We start from the raw sequence: 20,577 nt of genomic DNA, 5'->3' as shown, positions 1-20,577 counted from the left end.
GTCAGAACGGGGCCTCATCGGGCAGCGGTGGCCGGGCGGGTCTCGGCGGCCCGGCGCCGGCCCGAGACGCACCCGCGGGTGCACCCGGAGTGGCGATCGGGGTGGCCGGTTCCGTCACGAATGGGCGTCCGGTCGGTGAGTGCCAGGTGAGGATGCCGCCTGGCTCTTGTTTCACCGTCCACCCGGTCTCCGTCTTCAACGCATGGCAGCCCGGACAGAGATGGGCAAGGTTGTCGTGGGCGGTGTGGCCGAGGTCTTGCCATTCATGGGTATGGTCGAGATCGGCGCCGCGCGCGGGCTGGTTGCAACCGGCGAAGCGGCAGGTTTCGTCGCGCAGGCGGAGAAACCGCCGGAGCTCTTTCGTCACCTTGTAGCGTGTGCGGCCGACCGAGAGCACGACCCCGGTTTCGGGATGAACCAGGATGCGCGTGAAGCTCGGTGCTCGCGAGGCCAGGTCGCGGGCCGTGTCGGGGTCAATCGGCCCGTAGCCCTCGAGGTAGCCGGGTTCTTCGCTGTGGCCGAGGAGGGTCATCACCGGGACCGTGATCTGGACCGTGGCACGGATGCCCGTGCCGATTCCCGACGGAGTCACCCCGTCGATCAGCAGGTCGGTCATCACGTCGGTGCGCATCTGGGTGGGGGAACGCGGCTCCCCCGGCCCCTGCAGGCTGCGCGCGGCATCGTTTGCCCGGGCGAAGATGGCGTGCACGACGTCGGCGCTCGTGGTCAGGCTCAGCGTCGCCATTCCGTCGGGCTCCGCCTGCACCCAGGAGGTGCGTTCCGCGAAGGACTTCTCCCGCCGGGCGGTGATGGACTCCGGGTGCAGGCGCTCGCGGAGCACGCGGGCCTTGTGCTTGAGCTTGGCCGCCGTCAGAGCGCGCGCGGCCGGCAGCAGCGCCTCCTCGAAATCGGACAGGGCCGCGGCGGGCACCGAGAGGGCCTGCCCGATGATCACCTGGGCGTGCCGGTAGCTGATCTCGCCGGCTTGCAGCGCCGCCCGGGTGCCGGGGAGGTCTTCGGCCAGGGCCCGGGACTCGGCGATCAGACCCTCGGCGGTGGGTGCGGGGATGCGCAAGGTGCAGGCCAGTTCGCTCGAGAATTCGCGCCGGGCGATCTCGTCGGGGTCCCACCGGGAGCTCGTGTTGCGGGGAGCGCTCGCGGCCGTGGCTTCGCTGAACCTGCGGGCGTCATCGATCAGGTCGGCCCGCTGCGCGAAGCCCCGCGCGAGGCTGCGGTCGACGGCGGCTATCGCGTCGAAACGCGAGCCGAGCTGGGCCTGCGAGGTGCTGACTGAGGTGGTCATAGCAGTCACGTTACGGGGTGCCACTGACATTCGACGGCCGTGGCACAGGAGTGTGAATGAGCTGGTCAAAGTGGTTTTGTGGAGGAGTAGTCGGGGGTGTGCGGTGAGGGCCGAGGGGCAGCCGTGGTGGCCATTCGGCAATCCGTTTGCCGACCAGAAGCGGCTTGGCGACACCCCTCGAGGCTTCCGACCGAAGCGATGCTCCTGCGCGTAGGCTCCGGCCAAAGCATTGCATTCGTCCTGACACATGCGATCCCGCGTGTTCTGGACTTCCTGGAATCGTCAATACCGGTGTCACACGAAGTGAACTGGAGCGGAGATGGCTTCTCGCGGAAACGCCAACGAACCGAGGATGTGGGTCGGCGTCGTGCAACCGCCGCAAAGCCGCTGGCCGGGCGTTGTGGGTGGGCTGCTAATCGGCATCCTTACGGCTGTCGCCACGTCCCTGCTGCTCCTTGCGCTCACTCCGCTCTTCAAGAGCGCGCTCGCCGAGGCCGACTGCGATGATCCCCGCGGGCTGCACCTGGTGTCAGGGGTCGGCGCCGAGAGTTCCAGTGCCCTGACGGAATCCGACCCCATTATTGTCGAGCATCCAGCCGCTTTGGCGATCGATGGGGATCTCGGCACGTCGTGGGTGGAGGGCGTTGACGGTCTAGGCAAGAACGAGACGCTAACTCTGACTCTGCCTGGCACACCCGATGTGCAGCTCGTCTGCGTGATCAATGGCTATGCGAAGTCGGAGGCCTTGTTCCTCCGCAATGCCCGGGTGAGGCAGTTCACCGTGAAGACCGACCAGGGCATCCAACCCTCCATGCTTCGTCAGAAGCCGGTCGCCGACTATGCCGCGTATCAAAGCCTGGCAATCCCGAAGGGCAGCACCACAGAGATCGTGCTCACGATCGCCATCGCGGTGGGCGGCGTGGGCGGCGACCGGGCGGCAGACACCTCAATCAGCGAAGTCGAGGTGTGGGCGAGAGACTGACCGCGAGCTTCCCACCTCCCCCAGGTTTGACCGCCGCACATGCTCAATACTGCCCGGGTCCGCGCGGGACCCGACGGGTGCAGACTGGCCGCTGCGACCCTGCCCACGGCATCCGTCACCTCGCCCAGCAGCCGGAAGACAATGTGCCAGCGCTGCCCGTAGAGCACCACGTCGATCGGGTGCCCGGGTGCCAGTTCCACGAGCTGGCCGTCGCCGAGCTCGGTGAGGCATTGTTGCTCGGGCAGCAGCCCCCAACCGAGGCCGAGCGCCACCGCGCGGGCGAAGTCAGCCGAAGTGGGATGTGGTGGCGCGGGACATCCGCGCTCAGTGAACCTTTGTTCAGGAGCCCTCCGCTCAGGAGCCCTCTGTTCAGCCTGCGCGAACCAATTCGACGGAGATTTTGCCTGAAACGACCGAAAATGGGCCTCCCAGGCACTTTTTCATGAGAATCTCCGTCGAATTCGTTCGGGGCTTGGCGAAGGAACGGCAGCGGGAGCGAACGGGAGCGGACGGGACCCGGACGGGACCCGGACGGGAGCGGACGGGACCCGGACGGGACCCGGACGGGAGCGGACGGGACCCGGACGGGACCCGGACGGGAGCGGACGGGACCCGGACGGGACCCGGACGAGGACGGGAGAGGGTGGGACCCGGACGGGGGAGGGCGGGCGGGAGCGGGCGCGGCTTTGGAGGGGAGCGGGTGCTACTCCGCGCACCACACCCCGGCCTGCATCGTCGCCGTGACGCATAGGCCCGCGTCGAGCACGATCAGGTCGGCGCGGAGGCCGGCGGCGAGCCGACCGCGGTCGGGGAGGCCGATCATGTCGGCCGGGTTCTGGGTGGCCGCCCGCACAGCGACGGCCAGCGGCACTCCGGCGGTGTGCACGGCGTAGCGCACGGCTTCGCTCAGGGTGAGCACGCTGCCGGCGATCGTGCCGTCGGCCAGGCGCGCCACGCCGTCAGCGACGCTCACGTCCAGGCCTCCGAGCTTGTAGGCGCCGTCGTCCGCGCCGGCGGCGGCCATGGCATCCGTGACGAAGACGGGCCGCGACGGGCTTTCGATGATGAACCGTACGACGGCCGGGTGCAGGTGCACGCCGTCGGCGATGAGCTCGGCGAAGACGTTCGGGTCTTCAAGCAGGGCGAGAGCCGGGCCGGGCTCACGCTGGTGGATCTGCCGCATCGCGTTGAATACGTGCGTGCCGGCCGTGGCCCCCGCCGCGATCGCCTGCCGCGTCAGGTCGTAGTTCGCGTCGGTGTGCCCGATCGCGGCCACGGCCCCGTGGCCCGCGATCTGCGTCACGGCCGCTAGCCCGCCCTCAAGTTCAGGCGCGATGGTGACCATGCGCACGGTGCCTCGTCCCGCCCGCATCAACCGGTCGACGGTCTCAGTATCAGGCTCGCGCAACAAGCTCTCGTCGTGGGCCCCGCGGTGAGCCGGACTCAGCCACGGGCCCTCCAGGTGAATGCCGGCCAGCACTCCCCGTTCGACCAGCCCGGACAGGGCTGCCACAGTGCGCTCGAATTCGTCGAGGGGACCGGTGACGAGACTGGCCATCATCGTGGTCGTGCCGTGGGCCCGGTGGGTCGCGGTGATCCGCGCCACGGCTGCGTCGGTGTCGGCGTCGTTGAAGCTGCTGCCGCCGCCGCCGTGCGTGTGGATGTCGACGTAGCCGGGCGCCAGGGTGCTCTGCTCGAAGACCTGGTCGGGAGGGCGGGGCGGCTCCCCCGCGCCGCAGGCCACAATCAGCCCCGCACGGATGTCTACCCACCCCGGCGTGTGCACCGCATCGGGTGCGATCACGGCCCGGGCAGCGAGGAGCATCGAGTCGACCTGGATGGGTGCGGGCGGGGTCATGAGGGTGTCTCCAGGAGTCAGCGAGTTGCAGGGAACGGGGGTCAGGGTCAAGTCAGGGAGTGCTGCGTCAGATCCCCTGCCAGGCGTGCTTGTTGGCCCAGGCGTACTTGTAGTAGGCGAGGTTCTCGAGCCGGGAGGCGGCGGCCTCGTCGACGATGACCGTCACATGCGGGTGCAGCTGGATGACGGATCCCGGCTTGCTCGACGTGATCGGTCCCTCGACGGCGGCGGCGATGGCATCCGCTTTCTCCTCGCCGAAGGCCAGCAGAATGAGGTGCCGGGCCCGCAGAATGGTGCCCAGACCCTGCGTCATGCAATGGATCGGCACGTCGTCGGGGGATGCGAAGAACCGCGCGTTGTCGACGCGGGTCTTCTCGGCGAGGGTCTTGATTCGCGTGATCGACGCGAACGACGACCCCGGCTCGTTGAACCCGACGTGCCCGGTGCGGCCGATGCCGAGAATCTGCACGTCGATGCCGCCGGCGGCGCGAATGGCTGCCTCGTAGTCGACGCCCGCGGTCTCGATCGTGGCCAGATCGCCGTTCGGCACCTGGATGTTCTCGGGGGTGAGGCCGATCGGCACGACGGCGTCGCGGGTGATCACGGAGCGGTAGCTTTCCGGGTGGTCGGCGGGCAGGCCGACGTATTCGTCCAGTGCGAAGCCGCGCACCCGGGAGACGTCCATCGGGTTCTCCGCCAGGGAGGCGGCGAGCGCCGCATAGACCGAGAGCGGGGTCGAGCCGGTGGCCAGGCCCAGCACCGCGTCGGGCTTCTGGGTGATCAGTGCGCGAATGGATGCCGCCGCGAGCGTTCCCGCCGCGGCCTTACTGTCAACAAAAACTACTTCAGCCATTTTTCGTACTCCAGATTCTGGATTGTGTGGACTAGACCGACGTCGAGGAGGCGGAGTCCGGCGCACTGGCGTCGGGCACCTCGTCGTCGCCGCGGCCGGGGGTCTTCAGATTCCACTTGCGGATCACGAAGCGGAACAAAAAGTAGTAGATCGCGCCATACGCCAATCCGATCGGGATGAGCAGAAGCGGCTTCTCGGCGAGGCCGAAGTTGAGCACGTAATCGAACAGACCCGCGCTGAAGCTGAAACCGTCGCGGATACCCAGTGCGTTCACCAGGGCCATCGACGTTCCAGTGAGGAAGGCGTGGATGACGAAGAGGGGGAACGCCACGAACATGAACGAGAACTCCAGGGGCTCGGTGACGCCGGTGAGCATGGCGGTGAGGGCACCGGAGAGCATGATGCCACCGACGATTTTCTTTTGGGTCGGCTTCGCCTCATGCCAGATGGCCAGGGCTCCAGCGGGCAGGGCGAACATCATGATCGGGAAGAACCCGGTCATGAAGGTTCCGGCGGTGGGGTCGCCGGCGAAGAACCGCGCGATATCGCCGCTGGCGCCGTTGTAGTCGCCGATCACAAACCACACCACGGAGTTGAGGATGTGGTGCAGCCCCACGGGGATGAGCAGCCGGTTGGTGGTGCCGTACAGGAAGCCGCCCCAGATGTCGTTGGAGGTGACGACATCGCCGAAGGCAGTCAATCCGCCGGCGAAGGCCGGGTAGACGAAGCTGAGCAGAACACCGAGTGCGAGCGCCACCACGGCGGTGATGATCGGGACGAAGCGTCGACCACCGAAAAAGGCGAGGTAGCTGGGCAAGGAGATGCGGTGATATTTCTGCCAGAGCACCGCAGAGACGATACCCATCAGGATGCCGCCGAGCACGCTGTAATCGACGAGAACCTGGGGGTCACCCTTGGCCGGCAGTCCCAGTACGAGAGGCGACATCGCCTCACCGACCTTGGAGAAGACGAGATAGCCGACCACGGCCGCGAGGGCGGTCGAGCCGTCGGACTTCTTCGCGAAGCCGATCGCGACGCCGACCGCGAAGAGCAACGGGAGGGCCCCGAACAGTGCCCCGCCCGCCGAGGCGATGACGGCTCCGCCCGTTTCGAAGCCCGGAATGGCGCCGAGCAGGTCAGGCTGACCGATGCGGAGAAGCAGCCCGGCGGCAGGCAACGCCGCGATGGGCAACATAAGGCTGCGGCCGACTCGCTGAGCCTGGCCCAGGCCCGGTATTTTTCGTCGCGTCCCGGCGTCTTCGGTGATGCTGGACATGAATTCCTCCTGTGATGGGTGTGGTGTGTGGGGCCCGGTCTCATGCCGGGCCGGAGATCAGAGCTGGTGCCGGAGATTCAGGGTCATGTGAATCTGGTAGCGATCACCGCGGTACCAGGACGTGACGTACTCGATGGCGGCTGACCCCGCCGACGAGGTGCGCCGGAAGACGATGAGCGGCGCCCCCGCGGTGACGCCCAGCGTCTCCGCGAGTTGGGGACCGGCAGCATCCGCCCAGACCGCCTGCTCGGCGTTGTCGATGCGCAGGCCGTATTCGGTCGCGAACGTCGCGTACAGGGAGCGGGTGAGGTCTTGCTCGCCAAGATTCGGCAGCAGCTCCGCCGGATAGTAGCCGCGTTCGAGGGCCATCGGGGTGCCGCCGGCCAGCCGGAGCCGTTCGACGACCTGCACCCGGGCGCCCGCGCCCAGACCGAGTGCCGCCCGCACATCGAGCGGTGCCTCGATCAGCGCGGTGGCCAGCAGGAGTGTTGCCGGAACAAGGCCGCGGCGGCGCATGTCCTCGGTGAAGGAGGCCAGGTGCAGATCGCTCTGCACGCGCTCGCCCGCCACGAAGGTGCCTTTGCCCTGGATGCGGTAGAGCAGACCCTCCTCGACCAGCTGACGGATGGCCTCCCGCACGGTCGACCGGCTGACGCCGTATTTCGCCATCAGCTTGCGCTCGGGCGGAATCGCGGCGTGTGGAGCCAGGGTCTCCTCGACCAGATCCTGCAGGATCGAGCGCAGCTGCGTTTGCTTGGACACCGGCCCGGCTGCGAGCATTGAACTCTCCTCCTGGGTCTGGCGCATGGCGTTGCCTTTCACTTGTTGATCGGTTCGGTCGGCGTCGAGCCCGAGTGGTGTAGTACCACTTCCGCTGAGTGGTCCGTACTGGTACGATCCAATAGTTAGATCATGAAGGCAGGGCACCCCACTTGTCAACACCGAGTGCGGCCCTGGCCTTCGATCGAATCAAAGTCGATGAGCCCGTCGCAGTGCCCACCACAGAAGGAACAGAAGATGACTAGCAAAGCCGCGCAGATCCTGGCCGCCCTCGGCGGAAAAACCAACATCGTCGAAATCGAGGCGTGCATCACTCGCCTGCGCACCGAGGTGACCGACCCCGCGGCCGTGAACGAGGCGGCGCTCAAGGCCGCCGGAGCGCACGGTGTCTTCCGTTCCGGCACCATTGTGCAAGTCGTCGTGGGCCCCGAAGCCGACAACCTGGCCGAGGACATCGAGGACCTGCTATGAGCCCGGCCGCACCCGTGAGCGCCTCCGTGGTCGCCCCCGTCATCGTCCTTTCCCCTGTGCCCGGCCGCGCTGTGGCGCTCGCCGAGGTGCCCGACCCCACCTTCGCCCAGGCCATCGTGGGCCCGGGCGCCGCGATCGACCCGCCCCGCGGCGTGGTCGACGCCATCGCCCCGATCAGCGGCACGCTGCTCAAGGTATTCCCGCACGCCTACGTGATCGTCTCCCCCGACGGTCTGGGTGTGCTTGTGCATTTGGGTATCGACACCGTCGAACTGCACGGCGAGGGCTTCACCCTGCGCGCACAGCAGGGCGACCACGTCTCTGCCGGCGACATCATCGTCACCTGGGACGTGTCGGCCATCGAGGCCACCGGGCGCAACCCGATCGTGCCCGTGATCATCCTCGAACAGAAGGCGGAGAACATCACGCTGGCGGATGCCGTCACGGCCGGCGCCCAACTCGAGTCCGGCGATGTCTTCCTGACCGTCACCCGCTGAGCGTCCACCGCTGACCGTCGACCGCGGACGCATCCGCCGGGGGATTCATGGTGCTGGTGCTGGTACTGGTACTGGTGCTGGTACTGGTGCTGGTGCTGGTACTGGTGCTGGTGCTGGTACTCGTGCTCATCGTGCTGCCGCTTGCGGCTTGCCTGCGGCCAGGTCGGAGGTTACGCGGGAGGCCGCGTCGCGAGCTCGGAGAGCAGCACCGTCAGGCGCCGCCGGCACCCGTTTCCGGACGGTCGTCGCCGACCTCTTCCTGCGCCATGGCCCGAGCCGAAGCCTCGGGCACCCACATCACGTCGCCGTGCTCGGCGTTGGCTCCCCGGGCCAGCACGAACATCAGGGACGACAGCCGGTTCAGGTACCGCGCGGTGAGCGGGTCGACGGAGGTCGGGTGCAGGTCGATGGCAACCCACACCGCTCGCTCGGCACGGCGCACGACGCCACGCGCCTGGTAGAGCAGTGCGGCTGCGACCGTTCCGCCGGGGAGCACGAAGCCGCTCAGGTCGGCGGCCTGCTGCGCAAAGTGATCGACGGCACGCTCGAGCCGGACAAGGTGCGACTCGCGGATGCGTGCCGGCGCCGACTCGGGGTCGTCGAGGGGCACGGACAGGTCGGCCACCAAATCGAACAGGTCGTTCTGCACGCTGGCGAGCGTACTGGTCACCTCGATGGGCAGGCCACCGGCAGCCATGGCCAAGCTGACGGCCGCGTTGGCCTCGTCGCAGGCTTCGTAGGCGGCGACACGCACGTCGGTCTTGGCCACGTCGCCGTGCCGGCCGAAGGTGGTGCGGCCGGAATCGCCCTTGCCGGTGTAGAGGGCCGGTTGGGCCGGTGCGAATTCTCCGAGGTCAGCCATAGCGGACACTATAGTAATCGCCGCGCCATCCGCGTAGCGTTTAGGCGAGCCGCAAGCAGTTTTCTTCTCGCACCTCCCGCGGCAGTGACGTGACGGGAACTGTCCGATCGACGGGTGTTCGATCACCGAGGAGCGATATGTCCAAGGATTCAGCAGATGGCATCGAGTCGGAACTCGGGCACGCGGTCAGTGAACCGCACCGAGAGGGCCTGGGCACCATCGACAAAACGGTTTTCGGCGTTTCCGCCGGCATCATCGTGGTGATCTGTCTGGTCGGGGTGATGTTCACCGAGACCGTGGGCGACGTCTCGGCATCCGTTCTCGGCTGGGTAACCGGCAACCTCGGCTGGTTGTTCATTCTCGGGGCGTCGGGCTTCGTCATCTTCTCGTTGGTGCTGGCCTTCGGGAGGTACGGCAGCATTCCGCTCTCCCGCGACGGGCAGAGCACCGAGTTCTCGACAGTCTCCTGGGTTTCCATGATGTTCAGTGCAGGCATGGGGATCGGGCTGATGTTCTTCGGCGTGTACGAGCCGGTCACCCACCTGGCGACGCCGCCGCCGTTCGTCGACGCACCGGCGAACAGCCCGGAGGCTGCCAACGCGGCCATGGCGTACACCTTCTTCCACTGGGGTCTGCATCCGTGGGCGATCTATTCGGTGGTCGGCTTGGCCCTGGCCTACTCCACCTACCGGATGGGCCGCGGCAACCTGATGAGCGCTCCATTCCAGGCCCTGTTCGGCAAGGAACGGATCGAGGGCAAGGGCTGGGGCAAGCCGATCGACATCCTGGCGATCATCTGCACCCAATTCGGTTCGGCGACGTCGCTCGGGCTGGGCGCACTGCAGATCGCGGCCGGTGTCTCACTGCTTCGTTCCGGGCAATTCGAGGAGGAACCCGGAACGGTCGTGCCGATCATCATTATCTGCGTGCTGACCGTGGGGGTCGTGTTCTCCGCGGCGAGCGGGGTGGCGAAAGGCATCAAGTGGTTGAGTAACACCAACATGGTGCTGTCGGCCCTACTCGTCGTGTTCGTCTTTGTGGTCGGCCCGACCGTCTTCATCCTGAATCTGTTGCCGTCGTCGATCGGCGTCTATCTGGCCGATCTCGTACCGATGAGCTTCCACTCGGCGGTGTTCGGCGGCGAGGAGTGGCTGGCGAGCTGGACGATCTTCTACTGGGCGTGGTGGATCTCCTGGACCCCGTTCGTGGGCACCTTCATCGCCCGGATCTCCCGCGGCCGCACCATACGTGAGTTCATTCTCGGCGTGCTTCTGGTGCCGACGGGGGTCAGCATCCTGTGGTTCGTCGTCTTCGGCGGCATGGGATTGAACCTGCAGCTGAACGGTGTCGACATCGCCGGCACCGGCAGTGCGGCGGCCGGCTTCTTCGCGGCGTTGCAGCAGTATCCGTTCTTCATCGGCTCGGCTCTCGTAGTGATGGTGCTCACCGCCGTGTTCTTCGTCAGCGGGGCGGATGCGGGCGCTCTCGTGCTCGGGACGCTGTCGAGTCGCGGTCGTAAGGAGCCCTGGAAGCCGCTGGTGATCCTCTGGGCGATCCTCACCGGCGCCGTCGCTGCGGTTCTGCTGTTCGTGGGCGGGCTGGGTGCCCTGCAGACGTTCACCATCCTGGCGGCGACCCCGTTCGTTCTGATCATCATCGGGCTGTGCGTGTCGCTCTATGTGGATCTGCGTCGTGACCCGTTGCGCCAGCGCACCGTCGGGCCGGTGCGCACCTCCTCGGAGGCGCTGGGCGCGGTCCCGTTCACGAATGCGACCGCGGAGAGCATCGACCTGGGCCTGCAACCGGATGCCGCGTCTCCCCTCGACCCGGATGGCCATCGGCCCTGAGACCGGCTTGTTTTTGCAGGCCGATCGCTCACGCCTCGGACTTGAGTGCCTGCAGGAACGCGGTGTTCGGATGCGCGTGCGGCAGGACATCCGTCACCTCGCGCAGCGCCTGCTCGATCGGGATCCCCCGGTGTCTCGCAGCGTAGAGCGCACCAACCGCGGGCGTGCGACTGACCGCTTGCACGCAGTGCACGAGCACGGTGCGTCCCTCGGCGCGCAGGGCCGCGATGACATCGACGGTGTCCGTGAGCACGAAGTCGAGGTTGGGGTTGGCCTTCTCTGCTGGCTCGTCGATCAGCCAGACCGCAACCTTGTTCTCCGCACGGATGCGGCCGGGAACCTGTGTACGGCCGACCCGGCAGAGCGACACGACGGCGTCGATTTCCACCGGCAGGTCACCCAGGATGCCGATCGCACCGAGCCAGACACCATCGTCGTGCGGGTGCCGCACGAAGGTGGAAATGTCGCCGGAGGTGGAGTAGGGCAGGTGATCGGCGGTAGGCCAGGTGGTGGCGGCACGGTCTTTGCGGGACCGACGGTCGAGTACGGCCACGTCGCGGCGCTTAACTGCACCAGGCTCGTTCCGGTCGGTGCTGGCCCGGTCTCGGCGCTCGGCCAGCACCGGGGACCCCGACACGCTCGACCATCGGGATCGCCCACCGTTCGCGCGGGCGGCCAGCACACCGCGGCGCACCAGTTCGTCGGCGCGCAATCCGCCCGGCCAGCCGTGCACGATGCGGCGCCAGGCGGCCGGCACCGCGGATGCGCCATAGCGCGCCCCGAGCAGCCCGCCGGCGATCGCGGCGACCGTGTCGGTGTCGCGGCCGCCGCGCACGGCGATCTCGAGGGCGTCCTGCAGGTGCCCGGCGGGGGTGGCGGAGACGGTTCCCGCGCCGGAAGCGCCACCCGGCGCGCTCCGTGGCTGAATGATCGCCGACCAGGCCGCCTGCAGCGCCTCCACGACCCAGCCGTTCCGGCTGAAGTCGGAGGGAACGCCGGCCTCGGCCACGACGAAGCGCGCCTCCCAGAGCGCGCGGCGTTCGGCGGGCAGGGCGTCGAGGCCCACCCGAACGTCGAGGGTGCCCTCGAGCACCGCGTGCCGAATGGCCAGGCACCAGAGCACGCAGGCGTCGCCGGCATCCGTTTCATAATGGGTGAGCGTGCTGATCGTGCGGGCGACGCCGGCGAGCGCCACCGGGTCGTCGAGGTAGGCGAGCGCCACGGGCGCCGTGCGCATGAGCGAACCGTTGCCGCCGCTGCGGCCGTGCCGGTCGTGATGGGCACGGGCGACGACGCGCACCGCGGATGCCGTGGGGTCGGTTCGGGAGAGCACCGCGCGCAGCTGGTTGCCCACGTCCGGTGCCGTGCGGGCCCACTCGACCCAGGCAGCCACGATCTCGTCGAGCACGGCCTCGTCGCGGAGGTCCTGACCGGCCGCGATCGCGTTGACGATCGGCACGGCCATGGAGGTGTCGTCGGTCCACTCTCCGGGAGCCCAATCGAACCCGCCGCCGCCCCTCATCGTAACCACGGCGTCGCTCGCGAGCGGCGGGCCGAACTCGTAGCCGGCGCCGAGGGCGTCGCCACAGGCCATGCCCAGCAGAACGCCGGCGGCGCGGTCCAGTTGTGCGGACGTCAGTTTCAAGCGTTTCCCCCGTGCAATCGTGCGATCGTGCAGTCAATGAAGTCGGGCTCCGGCTGGCCCGTTTTCCGGGCCCCCCGAGGCACAAACCCCCACGTCGAGCCTACGGGCGAAACGCCGCATCCGTCGCCGCCGCATTCGAGGGTCAGTGCCGGCCGTGAACCGGGGGGGTCGTTCGTTTCCCCGCCCACGGCCCTGCAGCACCTCCGCCCCTAACGAATTCGACGGAGACTTTGCCCATAAACCCTGTTTTCGGCCTCAACCCGACCCTTTCGGCAAAATCTCCGTCGAATTGGTTCAAGGCCGGGCACGGCGCTCTGAATNAATGGGGGGGGGCTCCTCGGGTTCTACGCCGCCGACAGCACCACGGCGGTAACCATCTGGTCCCGGCCGGAATCCTTGGCCTGGTAGAGGGCCGCGTCGGCGCGCGCGAGCCAGTCCGCCACGGTCTCGCCCGGGGAGAGTTCGGCCAGGCCGACGCTCACAGTGCAGGCCAGATCGGGCGCCAGGGCACCCCAGTGGTAGCCGCGAACGGAGGCCAGCAGGCGCTCGCACGCCTGCTCGGCACACTCCAGGGTGGTGTCCGCGAAAACGAGCAAGAACTCCTCGCCGCCCACGCGCACGGCCATATCACTGTCCCGGGTGACGGCGCGCAACAGGGTGGCCATGGCGTTCAGCACCTCGTCGCCGGTGGCGTGCCCGTGCTCGTCGTTGACCCGCTTGAAGTGGTCCATGTCGATCATGGCCACGCAGATCGGTTGCCGGGTGTCACGGGAGCGGCCCATCAGGGGCGGCAGCTGGCGGTCGAGCGCCCGGCGATTGGGCAGTCGGGTCAGCGGGTCGGTGTTCGCCTGGTGGTCCAGATCGTCGGCACGGATGCGCAGCCGTGCCGCATCGAGCTGCGACCGCTCCGCCTCGTGGCGGGCCTGCTCGATCCCCAGGGTGTTGATCAGCATCTGGGACTGGATGCCGGCCGTCTCGGTCGTGCGTTTCAGGATCAGGGCGTGCAGCTTCTCGAAGTGCCCGAGCGCCTGCTCGAACCGGCCGGACTCCTTGTGCATCTCGAACAAGGCCTGCTGCAGCTTGATGTGCAGAGCCGGATCGTCGTCGAGGGCGGCGACCAGCAGCTGGGCGTTCATCATCGCGGTTGCCCCATCGAGGTCACCCTCGGCCCTGGCCACCTCGGCCAACTGCGCGTCGTTGTTCTCCTCGAGACTGCGGAACCCGTGCGCCTTCGCCAGACGGCGGGCCCGGCCGGCCTGCTCGCGGGCCTCTTCGTGCTCGCCGAGTTCGATCAGGATGCTGACCAGGTTGGTGCGGGCGATGCTCTCGTAGAAGTTGTGCCGTTGGGCGTGGGCCACGGCCACGGCCTCCCGCACGAGCAGGAGGGCCTGCTTCAGGCCCATCTCCACGTTCATGCCCTGGGCGCTCTGCCTCTGAGCCTGGATCAGGCAGGTGTCACCGAGGTTGTTGAGACCCACGAACCGCGCCTCGGGGTCGTCGATCGTGCGCGTGAGGCCCAGCGCCTGCCGCCCCAGTTCGAGCGCCCGTTCGGACTCGCCCATGCCCTCGTGCACCATCGACGAACGGCTGAGCGCCCAGAATTCGGCCAGGGCGCTGCCACTGCCGCGGGCCGTCTCCACTGCCGCGAGCACGTGGCGCAGCGCCGGTTCGTAGAGCCCCGTGTCGCTGTAGGCCAGCACCAGGGTGCAGTGCACCTTGGACTGCCGCAGCAGATCGCCGGTGCCGTCCAGGAACTCCAGCGCCAACAGTCCCTGCTGAACGGATGCCTCATAGTCGCCCAGTCGCAGCCGATGCAGCGCCAGCAGTTCACGGGCCTGCGCCTGCTGCAGCAGCGTCGCGCCGGCCCGGGCCAGCACCGCCTCGGCCTGCCCGACACCGTCGAGATGGCTCCCGCTCGCGCTCAATCGCTCGCAGTCGGCGAGGAGGTCGTCGATCGAGGATTCTGGCGCTGGTTCTGGCGCTGGTTCTGGCGCCGGATCTGGCGCTGGTTCTGGCGCCTGCACTGCGTGAGGCGCTGCTGGTCGTGGCAGGTCGATGGCCGGTTGTCCCCCTGAGTCTTGTGCGGCATCCTGGTCTGAATGCATGTTCAGTCCCCCAACTGTTCGTGCTCAGACTGAACCTAGCAGTCGGCCTGCCTCAAAAACCCGGTTCTCGAGGGCATCGACGATGGCCCTCTGCCCCAAAACGAGGCGCACGCACGCCGACCCGCGGGGCACTCAGGGTGCCGACCTAGGATGAGCTCATGACCGACCTCGCCGCTCCCCCTGCTTCCAACGCCCAGCGCCTGACCATGTTCGGGGCGGAGTGGTGCGGCGACTGCCGCCGCTCGAAGAAACTGCTCGATACGCTGAACGTCGACTACGACTACGTCGACCTCCTGCTCGTGGGGGACGGCGCCGACCGTGCCCACGCGATCAGCGGCCGCACCCAGATCCCGGTGATCCTGTTCCCGGACGGCACCCACGTGGTGGAGCCCAGCGATTCGACTCTGCACGCGAAGTTGACCCAGCTCGGCAGCATCCGCTAACCGGCTCGCTCGCCCTCTCCGCAGCGGAGGCCAGCTCGCCTGCCCGAGTGCCCGCGCCCGATTCAGGGGAAGTAGTCGGCGAGCACGCGCGCGGTCACGAGCGCGAGCTTGCGGTCGAGCCGCTCATACAGGGGCATCAGTGCCGTGGCGCCCGAGGTCGTGTGCACCACCCCGGCAGAGTCGAAGATCGCGATCGGCTCAAGGTCGCGCAGCAGCGCCCAGAACGGCTGGTAGAAGTACACGCTGCGACCGCCCGCCTCGAACTCATCGAGGGTCATCGCGACATACTCCGCCCGCGCCCGAACGGTGGAGGGAAAGTCGCGGAAGAACTCGCATCCGGGGTTTTCTGGATCTTCGTCGTGCAGCATGGGCGCCGGAACCGCGTACCACTCGTACCGGTCGTTGGTCGCGGTGGCCAGCGCGCTGGCGATCACCCGGTAGGTCAGCGCCCGGGCGGACGTGGCCGGTGTGGTCTTCGGGATGCCGAGTCCGGTCGCCACCTCGATACGCTTGACGATCGTGTGCGGGTTGAGCGTGGCCAGCATCTGGATCCAGCTGATTTTCTGCACCACCCCGTTGACCAGGAATTTGCAGCCGCCCTCGAGGTCCCACTGCACGCTCATGCCGTCCTGCTCGTCATGCACGATCAGGAGGCGGTCGGCCTCGTCGACCTCCACCCCGGAGATGCGGAGATGCGGATGCCGCCGCACCAGTTCGCTCGCGATCCACCACATCTGGGCGGTGAGGAAGCGGTCCGCCGGCGGGTGGTAGACCTCGTAGCGGTCGACCTCGCTCTCGCTGACGCCGCCACTGTCGCCGCTATCACCACCGCTGTCGCCACCGCTATCACCGCTGTCGCCGCTGTCGTCACCGCTGCCGCCGCCGCTGTCGCCGTCACGGCCGGGCAGAAAATTCTCGCCGGAATCGTTTGACTCTGCATCACTCATAGTCGCGTCCCTCCACTCGATGCGGCTCTGCCCGCTCATCATCGTCGATCCGGGCCCCGAGCGAAACTCCCCGTTCGAGGTCGGTCGGCGCACGGGGTTCCTGCACAGCCGGACCCGTGCGGTGATTCTGCACACGCTGCGTCGGCCCCGAGGTCCCGACCCCGGCCCGCGCCTACGGTACCGGCATGACCATCGCCGCGAGCCGCTCCCGTTCCCGTCACCGCTTCTCCGCCGATTCCGTGGGCGCCTACCTGCACGAGATCGGCCGTGTGCCGCTCCTGACCAAGACGGATGAGATCGAGCTCGCCCAGCGCATCGAGGTCGGGCTGCTCGCAGCGGAGAGACTCTCACGGCTTTGGCCGGGTGCTTCCGGAGAGGGGGCCGCCGACCTCGGAGAGGAGCTCCGCTGGCTCGCGGCCGACGGCGGGCGGGCCATGAATCACCTGATCTGCGCGAATCTCCGGCTGGTGGTGTCCGTGGCCCGGCACTTTACCGGCCGCGGGCTCGACCTCCTCGACCTGATCCAGGAAGGCAATCTCGGCCTGATCCGGGCGGCCCCGCGTTTCGACCACACCCGCGGTTTCAAGTTCTCGACCTATGCCACCTGGTGGATCCGCCAGAGCATTCAACGCGCGCTGGCCGACCAGGCCCGAACCATCCGTCTCCCGGCCTACCAGGTTGAGGCGCTCACCGCCCTCAACCAGGTGCAGCACCGGCTGCGGCAGCAGTTCGGCCGCGACGGCACCATCGCGGAACTCGGCCAGGCCAGCGGGCTCACCACGCAACAGATCCTGACGCTGCGGAACCGCACCGGCCAGCCGCGGTCGATCGACGCCCCGGTCTGGGCCGACCTCGGCAGCGGCCTCGAGAACGTGCCCTTCGGCGACACCATTGCGGATGTCGCGGCGCTCGACCCGTGCGACGCCGCCGGCCGCATCCTCCTGCTGGAGCGCCTCGCCTGCCACCTCTCCCTCCTGCCCGACCGCGAAGCCAGCGTCCTGAGCATGCGGTACGGCCTTGGCGGCGACATCCCGAAGCCCCGGCGGGAGATCGGAGCGCACTTCGGTGTGTCCTACGACCGGGTGCGGCAGATCGAGCTGCAGGCCCTGGCCCGGCTGCGGTCTCCGTTGGCCTCCGGGCGGGTTCCCGGGGCGCGGGTCAGCGCCAGCGCGGAGACGGCGGAACGGGGCGGCGGCAGAATCGCGGCAGCATCCGTTTCTCGAAGTGCTTGACGGCGAATCCTCCGCGAGCGTAGCTTCAAACTGTTGCCCCGGACCCCGGCGACCGCACCGGAAAAGCCGACTGAGGGGGTTCGATGTTTGGGAACGCGGGTGCACAACCGCCGAAGGATGTCGACGGCCGGGATTTGATCTCCGAGGCGTCGTGCTCGGTTCCGCCGGGGCTGGCGTGTCCCGCTGAGAGCAGCATCTCCCTGGCGAACGACGATTCGGTCGGGAACTGGCTCGAGGACTTGCCGGAGCGTTCCTGGGATGTCGGCCCGGGAGAGTAGTCCCGTCGGCCCGGCCCGAGGCGGCCCGAGCGGCGCATTCGCCCTCGCGCGGGAGCTGCACGTGCCTGGGAATGAATCCACAGAAACATGTGTTTGCATAGAAGTCGGCATCACGCCGGACTGCGCAGCTCAGAAAGCGCATGCCAGACTCGACGCCAACAGCACACCGACCAGCTTCCCGCCAGAAAGGGACCCCGTGACTCCGCACACCTCCGGACTGCACCACGTCACCGCGATTGCCGGTGCACCGCAGCGCAACATCGACTTCTACGTGACCGGCCTCGGCCTGCGGCTCGTAAAGAAAACGGTCAACTTCGACGACCCCGGCACCTACCACCTCTATTACGGGGATGACGCGGGCCGCCCGGGTTCGCTGCTCACCTTCTTCCCCTGGACGGGCATCTCCAGCGGGCGCCCCGGCTCGGGCCAGTCCACGTCCACCGCTTTCTCGGTGCCGGCCGGCAGCCTCGGCTGGTGGGCCGGCCACTTCAGGCAACTCGGCGTCGAATCCGAATTCGTGCGCCGCTCCGCAGACGAGGAACGCCTCTCCCTGCGTGACCCCGACGGCCTGCAGCTGGACCTCGTGGCCTCGTCGACGGTTGATCCGCGCAATCCGTGGGACTCGGCATCCGTGCCCGCCGAGTACGCGGTGCGCGGCCAGCATTCCTCGGTGCTCACCGTCGCCGACCCGACCGGCACCGTCGAGGTGCTCACCCGCGACCTCGGCATGCACGTGATCGAGGAGACAACCGACCGCATCCGGGTGGGTGCCGGCGACGGAGCCCCCGGCAACATCGTGGACATCCTCGCCGACCCGAACGGGCAGGTCGGCCTGACCGCCGGCGGCAGCGTGCACCACATCGCGTTCCGGGTGCCGGACAAGACCACGCAGGAGCAGTGGCGCCAGGAACTCGTCGCGCGCGGCTACGGCGTGACGGCGATCCTCGACCGGCAGTACTTCACGTCGATCTATTTTCGCGAGCCCGGCGGCGTCTTGTTCGAGATCGCGACGGACACCCCCGGCTTCGACATCGACGAGCCACTGCTGGAACTGGGCCGCTCGCTCAAGCTGCCGCCGTGGCTCGAGCCCAGCCGGGACCAGATCGAGCGCGCCGTCGTTCCGATCACCCTGCCGAGCGAGAACAACCCGGCCCTCGTCGCGGAGAAGTAGGACCCTCGATGACCGAGCAACGCGACTCCCCACAGACCGATCTCGACTGGGTGCACGTTTTCCGGGCGGGTTCGCCGACGGCATCCGGCGACTCGGGCCCGCCCGGCTCAGACCCCACGGATGTCTCCGCCCCCGTGCTGTTGATGCTGCATGGCACCGGCGGCGATGAGCAGGAGATCCTCACCCTTGCCGACGCGCTCGACCCCGGCGCGACCGTGCTCGCCCCGCGCGGTCGCGTCACCGAGGGCGGCATGCTGCGCTGGTTCCGCCGCCTCTCCGAGGGCGTGTTCGATGTCGAGGACGTGGTGCTGCGGGCCGGCGAACTGGCGGGTTTCATCGCCCAAGCCCGGCAGCACTACGACCTCGACGGGCGCCGCATTATCGCCGTGGGCTTCTCCAACGGGGCCAACATCGCCCTGGCCACGGCCCTGCTGCACCCCGACGTTCTCGACCGGGTCGTCGCGTTCTCCGGCATGTTCCCGCTCGACGATCGCGCGCTCGCCACGGACCTCGCCGACACGACGGTGCTGATGCTCAACGGACGCTCCGACTTGATGGCCCCGCTCGCGAGCGCCGACCGGGCCGTCGCCACCCTCATCGGGCGCGGCGCCCAGGTCGACCGCGAGCTGCGCGATGGCGGTCACGGCATCGCCGCCACGGATGTCGCCGCCGCCCGAGCTTGGCTGGCCCGCCCCATGCAGACGCGCGCGTAGGCGTGCCGTGAGGGAGCAGCCCGTCGAGCCGGACCTCGATTTCGAGTATCGAACGCAGCGACAGCGCGTGCTCTTCGGCACCGGGCGGGCCGGCGAGCTGCTCGGCGAGGTGCTCGGCAAGGTGCTCGGCGAGCAGCCGGCCACGGGGCAGGCCGGCGGCACCGGCACCAGCACGGCGAGCGTAATCGCTACGGCGGGCACCTTGGGCGCCAGCGGCACCCCCGGCGCCCCGCGCGTGATGATGATCGCGACCCGGCGGGAACTGGAGCGGTCCGCGGCGGTGCTCGCCGGCATCCGTTCGGTGCTGGTGTTCGATGAGGTCGTGCAGCACGTTCCGGCGGAGTCGGCCGAGCGCGCCCATCGGGCGGCCCAGGCGGCTCGCGTCGACGTGATCGTTGCCCTCGGCGGCGGGTCGGCGATCGGGTTGGCCAAGATTCTCGCGTTGCGCAGCGAGCGGACCGGCGGACTGCCGATCGTGGCGGTGCCCACCACCTATTCCGGTTCGGAGGCCACCGCGGTCTGGGGGCTGGTCGAAAACGGGGTGAAGACCACCGGGTTCGATCTGAGGGTCCTGCCCGGCACCGTGATCTACGACGCCGACCTCACGCTGTCCCTCCCTCGCGAGCTGAGCGTGTCCAGCGCGCTGAACGCCCTCGCCCACGGCGTCGACGCCCTCTGGGCCCCGGGCGCGAACCCGGTCAGCGCGCTGCTCGCCGCTGAGGGAATCCGGATGCTGGCCCACGCCCTACCGCGAATCGCCGTGGCTCCCGGGGTCGGCCCGCACACCGCGGAGGCGGCCGGCTCGGACACATCGGGGAGCGATCCGGTTCTGGGGGGCGGCGGCATCCACGGAGCCCTGGCCGCCCGGAAGGATGCCCTCTATGGCGCGTATCTGTCGGCGAGCGCGTTCTCCAGCGCCGGTTCGGGCCTGCATCACACGATCTGTCACGTGCTGGGCGGGACTTTTGGGCTGCCGCACGCGCAGACGCACGCCATCGTGCTGCCGCATGTGGTCGCCCTCAACGCGCCCGCCGCCACCGAGGCCGAGGCGCGGATAGCCGCCGCCCTGGGCTCGCGCACCGCCGTCGAAGGGTTACTCGCCCTGCGGGACAGCCTGCACGCACCGACTGCCCTGCGGGACTTCGGGTTTCAGGAGTCGGACATCGCCCGGGCCGTGGCACTGATCCTGCCGGCCGTTCCCGCGTCGAACCCGCGCGCGGTCACCCCCGACGACCTGACTCTGCTGCTGCGGAATGCCTGGTCCGGCGCCGCCCCGGGCGGGCGCTAGCCGCTGGGCGGGCGGCGCGGCCGGGC

General features: G+C 68.6%; 19 protein-coding genes. 9 read left to right on the top strand and 10 right to left on the bottom strand.

Annotated features, from left to right (window positions below; all coding sequences use genetic code 11):
• Position 1: 1 nt before the first annotated feature.
• Positions 2 to 1,303, bottom strand: coding sequence for an HNH endonuclease signature motif containing protein (locus E3T34_RS09145; RefSeq protein WP_166785872.1), 1,302 nt, complete (start codon positions 1,301 to 1,303; stop codon positions 2 to 4).
• A gap of 319 nt (positions 1,304 to 1,622) precedes the next feature.
• Between E3T34_RS09145 and E3T34_RS09140 the strand changes: the two genes are divergently transcribed.
• Positions 1,623 to 2,285 carry a hypothetical protein gene (locus E3T34_RS09140; protein ID WP_134342784.1) on the top strand — a complete coding sequence of 221 codons (663 nt, stop codon included), beginning with the start codon at positions 1,623 to 1,625 and terminating at the stop codon, positions 2,283 to 2,285.
• 703 nt (positions 2,286 to 2,988) lie between these two features.
• Here E3T34_RS09140 and nagA read toward each other — a convergent pair.
• The 4 genes from nagA to E3T34_RS16820 form a co-directional block, all read right to left on the bottom strand.
• Positions 2,989 to 4,143, bottom strand: coding sequence for an N-acetylglucosamine-6-phosphate deacetylase (gene nagA / locus E3T34_RS09135; RefSeq protein ID WP_233191144.1), 1,155 nt, complete (start codon positions 4,141 to 4,143; stop codon positions 2,989 to 2,991).
• A 67-nt stretch (positions 4,144 to 4,210) separates the two neighbouring features.
• Positions 4,211 to 4,996 carry a glucosamine-6-phosphate deaminase gene (gene nagB, locus E3T34_RS09130; protein WP_104099480.1) on the bottom strand — a complete coding sequence of 262 codons (786 nt, stop codon included), beginning with the start codon at positions 4,994 to 4,996 and terminating at the stop codon, positions 4,211 to 4,213.
• A gap of 31 nt (positions 4,997 to 5,027) precedes the next feature.
• On the bottom strand, positions 5,028 to 6,272 hold the full coding sequence (locus tag E3T34_RS09125) for a PTS transporter subunit EIIC (RefSeq protein WP_104099479.1): 1,245 nt from the start codon (positions 6,270 to 6,272) through the stop codon (positions 5,028 to 5,030).
• 57 nt (positions 6,273 to 6,329) lie between these two features.
• Positions 6,330 to 7,079 (bottom strand): GntR family transcriptional regulator, encoded by a 750-nt coding sequence (locus E3T34_RS16820; protein WP_304466185.1) that lies wholly within the window; start codon positions 7,077 to 7,079, stop codon positions 6,330 to 6,332.
• 171 nt (positions 7,080 to 7,250) lie between these two features.
• Here E3T34_RS16820 and E3T34_RS09115 point away from each other — a divergent pair, with 171 nt between their 5' ends.
• Together E3T34_RS09115 and E3T34_RS09110 are read left to right on the top strand one after the other, a co-directional pair.
• Positions 7,251 to 7,523 carry a glucose PTS transporter subunit EIIB gene (locus E3T34_RS09115; protein WP_255408595.1) on the top strand — a complete coding sequence of 91 codons (273 nt, stop codon included), beginning with the start codon at positions 7,251 to 7,253 and terminating at the stop codon, positions 7,521 to 7,523.
• Positions 7,520 to 8,020 (top strand): PTS glucose transporter subunit IIA, encoded by a 501-nt coding sequence (locus E3T34_RS09110; protein WP_104099477.1) that lies wholly within the window; start codon positions 7,520 to 7,522, stop codon positions 8,018 to 8,020. The genes E3T34_RS09115 and E3T34_RS09110 overlap by 4 nt, the downstream gene beginning before the upstream one ends.
• Here the strand turns inward: E3T34_RS09110 and E3T34_RS15840 are convergent.
• Positions 8,010 to 8,150 carry a hypothetical protein gene (locus E3T34_RS15840; protein WP_158250198.1) on the bottom strand — a complete coding sequence of 47 codons (141 nt, stop codon included), beginning with the start codon at positions 8,148 to 8,150 and terminating at the stop codon, positions 8,010 to 8,012. The two genes, E3T34_RS09110 and E3T34_RS15840, sit on opposite strands and share 11 nt — an antisense overlap.
• An 81-nt stretch (positions 8,151 to 8,231) precedes the next feature.
• Positions 8,232 to 8,882, bottom strand: a complete 651-nt coding sequence (locus E3T34_RS09100) for a cob(I)yrinic acid a,c-diamide adenosyltransferase (RefSeq protein ID WP_104099476.1) — start codon at positions 8,880 to 8,882, stop codon at positions 8,232 to 8,234.
• Positions 8,883 to 9,019: 137 nt separating this feature from the next.
• On the opposite strand from E3T34_RS09100, the gene E3T34_RS09095 reads away from it, so the two are divergent.
• Entirely contained in the window at positions 9,020 to 10,729 is a 1,710-nt protein-coding gene (locus tag E3T34_RS09095; RefSeq protein WP_104099475.1) for a BCCT family transporter, read from the top strand.
• A 28-nt stretch (positions 10,730 to 10,757) separates the two neighbouring features.
• Here E3T34_RS09095 and E3T34_RS16475 read toward each other — a convergent pair whose 3' ends face one another.
• Both E3T34_RS16475 and E3T34_RS09085 read right to left on the bottom strand, forming a co-directional pair.
• Positions 10,758 to 12,374, bottom strand: a complete 1,617-nt coding sequence (locus E3T34_RS16475; protein WP_233191143.1) for an ADP-ribosylglycohydrolase family protein — start codon at positions 12,372 to 12,374, stop codon at positions 10,758 to 10,760.
• 344 nt (positions 12,375 to 12,718) lie between these two features.
• Entirely contained in the window at positions 12,719 to 14,299 is a 1,581-nt protein-coding gene (locus E3T34_RS09085; protein WP_134342783.1) for a GGDEF domain-containing protein, read from the bottom strand.
• 338 nt (positions 14,300 to 14,637) lie between these two features.
• On the opposite strand from E3T34_RS09085, the gene E3T34_RS09080 reads away from it, so the two are divergent.
• The gene (locus E3T34_RS09080; RefSeq protein ID WP_104099472.1) at positions 14,638 to 14,922 is read left to right on the top strand and encodes a glutaredoxin family protein; all 285 of its coding nucleotides are present in this window, start codon (positions 14,638 to 14,640) and stop codon (positions 14,920 to 14,922) included.
• 62 nt (positions 14,923 to 14,984) lie between these two features.
• Here E3T34_RS09080 and E3T34_RS16065 read toward each other — a convergent pair whose 3' ends face one another.
• Complete coding sequence (locus E3T34_RS16065) at positions 14,985 to 15,869, bottom strand: hypothetical protein (protein ID WP_104099471.1); 885 nt, start codon at positions 15,867 to 15,869, stop codon at positions 14,985 to 14,987.
• 185 nt (positions 15,870 to 16,054) lie between these two features.
• Between E3T34_RS16065 and E3T34_RS09070 the strand changes: the two genes are divergently transcribed.
• The 4 genes from E3T34_RS09070 (at position 16,055) to E3T34_RS09055 (ending at position 20,551) form a co-directional block, all read left to right on the top strand.
• Positions 16,055 to 17,101: an RNA polymerase sigma factor RpoD/SigA gene (locus tag E3T34_RS09070; protein WP_104099470.1), complete on the top strand. Its 1,047-nt coding sequence runs from the start codon at positions 16,055 to 16,057 to the stop codon at positions 17,099 to 17,101.
• 474 nt (positions 17,102 to 17,575) lie between these two features.
• Entirely contained in the window at positions 17,576 to 18,550 is a 975-nt protein-coding gene (locus E3T34_RS09065) for a ring-cleaving dioxygenase (RefSeq protein ID WP_104099468.1), read from the top strand.
• Positions 18,551 to 18,558: 8 nt separating this feature from the next.
• Positions 18,559 to 19,263 (top strand): alpha/beta hydrolase, encoded by a 705-nt coding sequence (locus E3T34_RS09060; protein WP_104099467.1) that lies wholly within the window; start codon positions 18,559 to 18,561, stop codon positions 19,261 to 19,263.
• A gap of 7 nt (positions 19,264 to 19,270) precedes the next feature.
• Positions 19,271 to 20,551 (top strand): maleylacetate reductase, encoded by a 1,281-nt coding sequence (locus E3T34_RS09055; RefSeq protein ID WP_233191142.1) that lies wholly within the window; start codon positions 19,271 to 19,273, stop codon positions 20,549 to 20,551.
• Positions 20,552 to 20,577 lie beyond the last annotated feature (26 nt).

The organism is Cryobacterium sp. TMT1-62 (assembly GCF_004403145.1).
In the GTDB taxonomy this organism is placed as follows: Bacteria; Actinomycetota; Actinomycetes; order Actinomycetales; family Microbacteriaceae; genus Cryobacterium; species Cryobacterium sandaracinum.
Note: the sequence above shows the minus strand (reverse complement) of the source record. Positions and strands in the feature narration are given on the sequence as shown.